The sequence below is a fragment of the Subtercola sp. Z020 genome, from assembly GCF_002931235.1.
GTDB lineage: Bacteria > Actinomycetota > Actinomycetes > Actinomycetales > Microbacteriaceae > Subtercola.
Genome location: NZ_PSTT01000032.1, coordinates 1 through 6,287, shown reverse-complemented (window position 1 = coordinate 6,287; position 6,287 = coordinate 1). Strand labels below are relative to the sequence as shown.

General features: G+C 67.6%; 6 protein-coding genes. All 6 read right to left on the bottom strand.

Annotated elements, in window-relative coordinates; genetic code table 11:
- Nucleotides 1-360 precede the first annotated feature (360 nt).
- Nucleotides 361-1,668 carry a tyrosine--tRNA ligase gene (tyrS, locus tag C5B96_RS04265; protein WP_104243289.1) on the bottom strand — a complete coding sequence of 436 codons (1,308 nt, stop codon included), beginning with the start codon at nt 1,666-1,668 and terminating at the stop codon, nt 361-363.
- Nucleotides 1,669-1,691: 23 nt separating this feature from the next.
- On the bottom strand, nt 1,692-2,336 hold the full coding sequence (locus tag C5B96_RS04260) for a DNA-3-methyladenine glycosylase (RefSeq protein ID WP_104243287.1): 645 nt from the start codon (nt 2,334-2,336) through the stop codon (nt 1,692-1,694).
- 2 nt (nt 2,337-2,338) lie between these two features.
- Nucleotides 2,339-2,548, bottom strand: a complete 210-nt coding sequence (locus C5B96_RS04255) for a hypothetical protein (protein WP_104243285.1) — start codon at nt 2,546-2,548, stop codon at nt 2,339-2,341.
- Nucleotides 2,545-4,035, bottom strand: a complete 1,491-nt coding sequence (gene argH / locus C5B96_RS04250) for an argininosuccinate lyase (RefSeq protein ID WP_104243283.1) — start codon at nt 4,033-4,035, stop codon at nt 2,545-2,547. Before argH ends, C5B96_RS04255 begins: the two co-directional genes overlap by 4 nt.
- A gap of 3 nt (nt 4,036-4,038) precedes the next feature.
- Complete coding sequence (locus C5B96_RS04245) at nt 4,039-5,253, bottom strand: argininosuccinate synthase (protein ID WP_104243291.1); 1,215 nt, start codon at nt 5,251-5,253, stop codon at nt 4,039-4,041.
- Nucleotides 5,254-5,317: 64 nt separating this feature from the next.
- Entirely contained in the window at nt 5,318-6,241 is a 924-nt protein-coding gene (gene argF, locus C5B96_RS04240; protein WP_104243281.1) for an ornithine carbamoyltransferase, read from the bottom strand.
- Between the last annotated feature and the right edge of the window lie 46 nt (nt 6,242-6,287).

Genomic DNA, 6,287 nt, shown 5'->3' with positions numbered 1-6,287 from the left:
AATTTCATTTCCCAAAGGAACCCGAACCAGCAAAACTGGCCACGGGAAATTGGCATTTGACAATGTGCACGCTGTTGAGTTCTCAAAGATCGGACGCTCTGCACAGGCTATTCCATCTCGAAGACGGAGGCCCGAACAGGCAACTTCACTACTATATATCTACATCTCACCAGCAGAGCCCAAACTCTCAAGATTCCGAGGAACCCGAGGTTTTCACTGCTGTGGATGGCCCCGCTTGAGGCCGGTAAGCTCTTCCGCTTTCCGAACCTTTGGGGTGACAAGAGAAAACATTACGGGCATGTTTCCTCTCTGGCAAATGAACCGCGCAGCCCGGGCGTGTCGCCCCGGAATCATGCGGATCTAGCCGATCAGCACGCCCGCCAGCGTCTTCTTGCCGCGGCGTAGAACGACGATCCCGCCCGCGAGCGCAAGCGAACCGACGCTGACTGCTCCGTCGGTGAGTTTCGAATTGTTGGCAGAGACACCGCCCTGCGCAACAGCACGACGGGCCTCCCCCACCGAAGCGCAGAGGCCACTGTCGACCAGCGCCTGCAGCACCGGAACGTCGGCAGCCAGCGTGACCGTCGGAAGTTCACCGAGTGCCTGGCGGAGGGTGGACTCGCTCAGGTCGGCGAGGTCACCCTGCCCGAAGAGCGCCGCCGAAGCCGCGATCGCTGCGTCGGTCGCGGCCTGCCCGTGCACGAGTGAGGTCACCTCGTAGGCGAGAGTGCGCTGCGCCTCCCTCCGGAACGGTTCTGCCTCCACCGCCGCCTGCAGTACGTCGAGTTCGGCGCGGGTCAAAAAGGTGAAGATCTTGAGGCGCTCGATGACGTCGGCGTCGTCGGTGTTCAGCCAGAACTGGTAGAACGCGTACGGCGAGGTGAGCCGATCATCCAGCCACACCGCATTGCCCTCGCTCTTGCCGAACTTGGTGCCGTCGGAATTCGTGATGAGCGGAGTGCCTATCGCGTGCACGGAGGTCTGCTCCGCGCGGCGGATGAGATCGGTTCCGCTGGTCAGGTTGCCCCACTGGTCGCTCCCCCCGGTCTGCAGTACGCACCCGTAGGTGCGGAACAGTTCGAGGTAGTCGAGGCCCTGCAGAATCTGGTAGCTGAACTCGGTGTAGCTGATACCCGCATCGGAGTTCAGCCGCGCACTCACCGCGTCTTTCTTCAGCATCGTGCCGACCCGGAAGTACTTGCCGATGTCACGGAGGAAGTCGATGGCGCTGAGCGGCGCCGTCCAGTCGAGGTTGTTCACCAGCCGCGCCGAGCTCTCCCCCTCGAAACTGAGGAACCGGGAGATCTGCGCCTGCAGGTAGCCCACCCACTCGGCGACGGTGTCGCGCGCGGTCAGGGTGCGCTCGGCCGTCGGCCGCGGGTCTCCGATGAGTCCGGTCGACCCGCCGACGAGAGCGAGCGGCCGGTGACCGGCGAGCTGCAGCCGGCGCATGGTCAGCAGCTGCACGAGATTGCCGAGGTGCAGGCTCGCGGCCGTCGGGTCGAACCCGCAGTAGAACGTGATCGGGTCGCCGGCGAGCAGGTCTCGGAGCTCCGTCTCATCGGTCGAGACGTGCACGAGGCCGCGCCACTTCAACTCCTCCCACACGGAGTCGAACGACGGGTCATTTCTTTGGGCGGCAAGCGCCGCCGGCACGGGTGAAGACACGCCCTCCAGAGTACCAGCGGCGCTCAGTCGGCTTCGAAGGGCGGCAGTTTCGGGTGCCGCTTGTACGGCGAGACGGTCGGGTCGCCGGGGATGGCGAAGCGCCAGGGGTACGCGTGGGTGCCGCCCGGGCCCCCGAGCCCAGTGCGCGGGCTGGTGACGACGGGTGATGGATGCCCGGGCATCCGCAGCTCGTAGGGTGACGCCGTGAGGTCGGCTCCCCCGTCGGCGAGCGGGATGCCGAGGGCCACGACGAGGCGGGCCGGCCCCCGCGCCAGATCACGGTCGCGCACGGATGCTCCGCGGCGGTGTCGCGCGAGGTCGATGCCCTCGACGATCTCGCCGGCGCGGAGCAGCACTCCGCTTGCAGTGCCCTCGGGCGAGCAGACGACGTTGGCGCAGGTGTGCATGCCGTAGGTGAAGTACGTGTACAGGTGCAACGGCTCCCCGAACATCACGGAGTTGGACTTCGTCTTGCCACGGAACGAGTGCGACCCGGGATCCTCCCCCACGCCGAGGTAGGCCTCCACCTCGGTGATGCGGAGCGAGACGCGCCCCTCTGCGGAGGTGCGGGTGAGGATGGCGCCGAGCAGCAGTGGGGCGACGTCGAGTGAGAGGCGGAGGAACAGGTCGCGATCGGCAGCGGTGAGCGGCGCGCCCGGTGACGCCATGCTCAGAACAGCGAGACGCCCAGCGAGAGCGTCACGAGAATGGCGGCGACCACCACGACGGCGGCTGCGGCGATGACGATCCAGAACACATACGGCTTCAGCGGCTTGCGCCACCACGGCGTCTTGTAGTCGGGGTGGTTTCGAATGTCCTGGTCGGGCTTCCCGGCCCGGCGGGCCCGGGCCTTGGCGCTGTCGTCACTGCTGAGCGTCACGGTGTTCCCTGGGGGTGGTAGATGAGCGGTTCGGCCAGGGTGGCTTCGGCCTCAGACGTCTCACCCGTGAGGGCATCGCGCAGGGTGCGTACCCGTTCGGTGAGCTGGCTGAGCTGTTCGGCGACGCGCACGCCGGCCGTGCCACCGGCGCCGGTTCGGCTCGCGATGGAGCCCGCGACGGTCACGACGGTTCGAACATCCGGAGCCAGCAACGGCGAGACGCTCTGCAGTTGCTCGTCTGTCGGCTCGTGCAGCTCGAGGCCGCGCTCTTCGCAGAACCGCACCAGGTCGCCCGAGATCTCGTGCGCATCCCGGAAGGCGACGCCCTGCTTGACGAGCCACTCGGCGACATCCGTTGCCAGCGAGAAGCCCTGCGGCGCGAGCTCGGCGAGGCGGTCGGTGTCGAAGGTGAGTGAGGCGACCATGCCGGTGAAGGCGGGCAGCAGCACTTCGAGCTGTTCGACGGTGTCGAAGACCGGCTCTTTGTCTTCCTGCAGGTCGCGGTTGTAGGCGAGCGGCAGGCCCTTGAGTGTGGCGAGGAGACCGGCCAGGTTGCCGATCAGGCGGCCGGACTTGCCGCGCGCGAGCTCGGCGATGTCGGGATTCTTCTTCTGCGGCATGATCGACGAACCGGTCGAGTAGCTGTCGTGCAGCTTGACGAAACCGAACTCGCGCGTGGCCCAGACGATGATCTCCTCGGCGAAGCGCGACAGGTTGATGCCGATCAGGCTGGTGACGAAGGCGAACTCGGCGACGACATCGCGGCTGGCGGTCGCATCGATGGAGTTCGGCATGGGGCCGCCGGCGAGCCCGAGCTGACGGGCGACGAGAGCGGGGTCGAGCCCGAGCGAGCTGCCGGCGAGGGCGCCCGCACCGTAGGGGGACTCGGATGCCCGCACCGACCAGTCGCGCAGGCGTTCGAGGTCGCGCACCAACGGCCAGGCGTGCGCGAGCAGGTGGTGCGAGAGCAGAACCGGTTGCGCGTGCTGGAGGTGGGTGCGCCCGGGCATCGGGGCATCGGGGTGCGCGCTCGCCTGGGAGGCGATCGCGTCGATGAGCTGGATGACCAGCCGCCCGATCGCGCGACCGTGGTCGAGCAGGTAGAGCCTCACGAGCGTGGCGATCTGGTCATTGCGGCTGCGGCCGGCCCTCAGCTTGCCGCCGAGCTCGGCGCCGGCGTAGACGATGAGGCCTCGTTCGAGAGCGGAGTGCACGTCTTCGTCGGAGTCTTCGGCCGCGAACTCGCCGGCCTCGATGGCATCGCGCAGCCGGTCGAAGCCGACACCCATCGCGGCGAGCTCGTCGCCGGTGAGGTAGCCGGCGGCGGCGAGAGCCTCGGCGTGCGCACGCGAGCCCGCAATGTCGTACGGCCACAACTGCCAGTCGAACTGGGTCGACTTGCTGAGAGCCAGCAGTTCGGCCGAAGGCCCGCTGGCGAAACGGCCACCCCAGAGGGCGCCCGCTTCACCTGCCCGATTCTCGACCACCGGTTACGCCTCGATCGATCCGCCTGCGGCGTGGTCGCGGCGGGCCGAGATCTTCGAGGGGAGCGACCAGATCTCGATGAAGCCCTTGGCCTGCGACTGGTCGAACGTGTCGCCGGTGTCGTAGGTGGCCAGATCGAAGTCGTAGAGGCTCTGCTCGCTCTTGCGTCCGGTGACGGTGGCCTTGCCGGCGTGGAGCGTGAGGCGCACCTCGCCGGAGACGTAGCGCTGCGTGTCGTCGATGAAGACATCGAGCGAGCGCTTGAGGCCCGAGAACCAGAGGCCGTCGTAGACAAGCTCCGACCACTTCGACTCGACACCGCGCTTGTAGCGGGCGAGGTCGCGCTCGATGGTCAGGTTCTCGAGCTCCTCGTGGGCGGCGATCAGGGTGAGGCCGGCAGGCGACTCGTAGACCTCGCGGCTCTTGATGCCGACGAGGCGGTCTTCGACGATGTCGATGCGGCCGATGCCCTGGGCGCCGGCGAGACGGTTCAGCTTCACCACGGCCTCGAGCGGCGTGACGGGCGAACCGTCGATGGCCGTCGGAATGCCCTCGGTGAACGTGATGGTGACCTCGGTGGCCGGGCGGTCGATCGCCGGGTCGTCAGAGTAGGTGTAGAGGTCTTCGATGGGGGCGTTCCACGGGTCTTCGAGGAACCCGGTCTCGACGGCGCGGCCCCAGACGTTCTGGTCGATGGAGTACGGGCTCTTCTTCGACTGCGCGATGGGCAGGTTGTGCTCCGCTGCGTAGATGATCGCCTTGTCGCGGGTGAGAGCGAAGTCGCGCACGGGGGCGAGGGAGATGAGGTCGGGCGCGAGTGCGGCGACGGCCGCCTCGAATCGAACCTGGTCGTTGCCCTTGCCCGTGCATCCGTGGGCCACGCTGTCGGCGCCGAGGGCGATCGCGGTCGATGCGAGGTGCTTGGCGATGAGCGGGCGGCTGAGAGCACTGACCAGGGGGTAGCGCTTCTGGTAGAGAGCGTTGGCCTTCAGGGCGGGCATCAGGTAGTCGTTCGCGAACTCCTCGCGGGCGTCGATGACGACAGCCTCCACCGCGCCGCAGTCGAGAGCGCGCTGGCGGATGACCTCCATGTCTTCGCCCTCCTGGCCGACGTCGATCGCCAGGGCGACCACGTCTTTGCCGGTGGCGTCTTTCAGCCAGCCGATGCCCACAGAGGTGTCGAGACCCCCTGAGTATGCGAGTACAACGCGTTCCGCCACTTTCACTCCCTTTGGTGTTCTGAAATCCAGTGTAGAGGTGCCCCGACGGGCACCGATGCCGCGGCTACTGCTGGCGGAGGAGCCAGACGAGCAGGGCCTTCTGGGCGTGCAGGCGGTTCTCCGCCTCATCCCAGACGACGCTCTGCGGGCCGTCGATGACCTCAGCGCTCACTTCGTAGCCACGATCGGCCGGCAGGCAGTGCAGGAAGAGCGCGTCGTCTTTCGCCTCAGCCATCAGCGCTTCGTCGACCTGGTAGCCGCCGAAGGTCTTGACGCGGGCCGCCTTCTCGTCTTCTTTGCCCATCGACACCCAGGTGTCGGTGACGACGATGTCGGCACCGCTCACCGCCTCGACGGGGTCGGTCAGCACGGTCGCCGAGCCGCCGGTGCGGCGGGCGATGGCCTGCGCATCCCTGACCACCTGCTCGTGCGGGGCGTAGTCGGCGGGGGCCGCGACCCGCACGTGCATGCCCGCGGTCGCGCAGGCCAGGAGGTAGGACTGCCCCATGTTGCTGGCGCCGTCGCCGAGGAACGTGACGGTGAGTCCCGCGAGTTCGCCGCGGTGCTCCCGGATGGTGAGCAGGTCGGCGAGCAGCTGGCAGGGATGGAAGTCGTCGCTCAGGGCATTGACGACGGGCACGGTGGTGCCTTCGGCCATCTCTTCGAGCCCGCTCTGGGCGTAGGTGCGCCAGACGATGGCGGCGACCTGGCGTTCGAGAACCCGGGCGGTGTCTGACGCCGTCTCCTTGCCGCTCAGCTGGCTGTTGGCGGTGCTGATGATGAGGGGGCTGCCGCCGAGGTCGGCGATGCCGACCGCGAACGAGACGCGGGTGCGGGTCGACGACTTGTCGAAGATCACAGCGACGGTCTGCGGGCCCGCGAGCGGCTTCACGGCGAAGCGGTCGCGCTTCAGCTCGGCGGCCAGGTCGAGGATCTCGGACTGCTCGGCCGGGGTCAGGTCGTCGTCGCGGAGGAAGTGGCGGGTCATGGGGCGCTTTCCATGGTCGGGGCGGGGGGCGTGGTGGCGGTGATGG